Source organism: Faecalicatena contorta (genome assembly GCF_021531995.1).
GTDB lineage: Bacteria > Bacillota > Clostridia > Lachnospirales > Lachnospiraceae > Dorea_A > Dorea_A contorta_A.
The window spans coordinates 1-1,323 of record NZ_JAFBIZ010000248.1; the positions used below are offsets into that span (position 1 = coordinate 1).

Sequence of the window (1,323 nt, forward strand, 5' to 3'; positions counted from 1 at the left end):
TTATGATTATGTGATTATTGATTGTCCTCCGTCACTGAATATGCTCACAATTAATGCTATGACAACTGCTGACTCTGTATTAGTACCAATTCAATGTGAATATTATGCTTTGGAAGGATTAAGTCAATTAATACATACGGTGGAACTGGTAAAAGAACGCTTAAATCCAGTACTTGAAATAGAAGGCGTTGTATTTACTATGTATGATGCGAGAACAAATCTGTCATTACAGGTTGTAGAAAATGTAAAAGATAATTTACAACAAAATATTTATAAGACAATTATTCCAAGAAATATCCGCCTTGCAGAGGCACCAAGTTATGGAATGCCGATTAATCTGTATGATTCTAAATCTGCCGGAGCGGACAGTTATATGCGTCTGGCTGATGAAGTTATGAACAGGGAATAGGAGAATATTATGGCGGTAAAAAAGAAGGGGTTAGGGAAAGGACTGGATAGTCTGATTCCCGATAATAAAAATATAAAGACAATTACATCAGAAAAGGCGGCAGAAGAAAAAAAAGAAGATCAAGTGAAATCTGGCGTACAGATGCTGAAGATTAATATGGTAGAACCCAACAGGGACCAGCCACGTAAGAGCTTTGAAGAAGATGCACTTCTTGAGCTGGCAGATTCTATCAAACAGTTTGGAATTCTTCAACCATTGATTGTTAGAAAAAGAAAAGACTATTATGAGATTATCGCTGGTGAAAGAAGATGGAGAGCAGCAAAGATTGCCGGGATCAAGGAAGTACCTGTCATTATCAAGGAATATACCGATCAGGAAATTGTAGAAATAGGACTGATTGAGAATATTCAAAGAGAAAACCTGAATCCGATTGAAGAAGCAATGGCTTACAAAAGGCTTCTGGAGGAGTTCAATCTGAAACAGGATGAAGTGGCAGAGAGAGTATCAAAGAGCAGAACAGCTGTAACAAATTCAATGAGACTTTTGAAATTGGATTCAAAAGTACAGCAGATGATTATAGACGATATGATCACTACAGGACATGCAAGAGCATTACTTGCGATTGATGATCCGGAACTTCAGTATACACTTGCCAGTCAAATTTTTGATGAAAAACTGAGTGTAAGAGAAACGGAAAAACTAGTAAAAGAAATTAAAAATCCGAAGAAGCCAAAAGAAAAGAAAGTAGTTGAAAATTCGTTTATATATCGGGACCTTGAAAACAAAATGAAAGATATATTTGGTACAAAAGTAAGTATATCATCAAAAGGAAAAGGCAAAGGTAAGATTGAAATAGAATATTATTCAGATGATGAATTAGAACAAATGTTCGAAATGATAATGAGCATTAAAAG

General features: G+C 35.3%; 2 protein-coding genes. Both read left to right on the top strand.

The features are described from left to right. Positions 1 to 409: ParA family protein (locus JQM82_RS15675; RefSeq protein WP_235251349.1), on the top strand; the 409-nt coding region annotated here is incomplete at its 5' end. 9 nt (positions 410 to 418) lie between these two features. Then, on the top strand, positions 419 to 1,323 hold a 905-nt coding region (locus JQM82_RS15680; protein WP_235251350.1), incomplete at its 3' end, for a ParB/RepB/Spo0J family partition protein.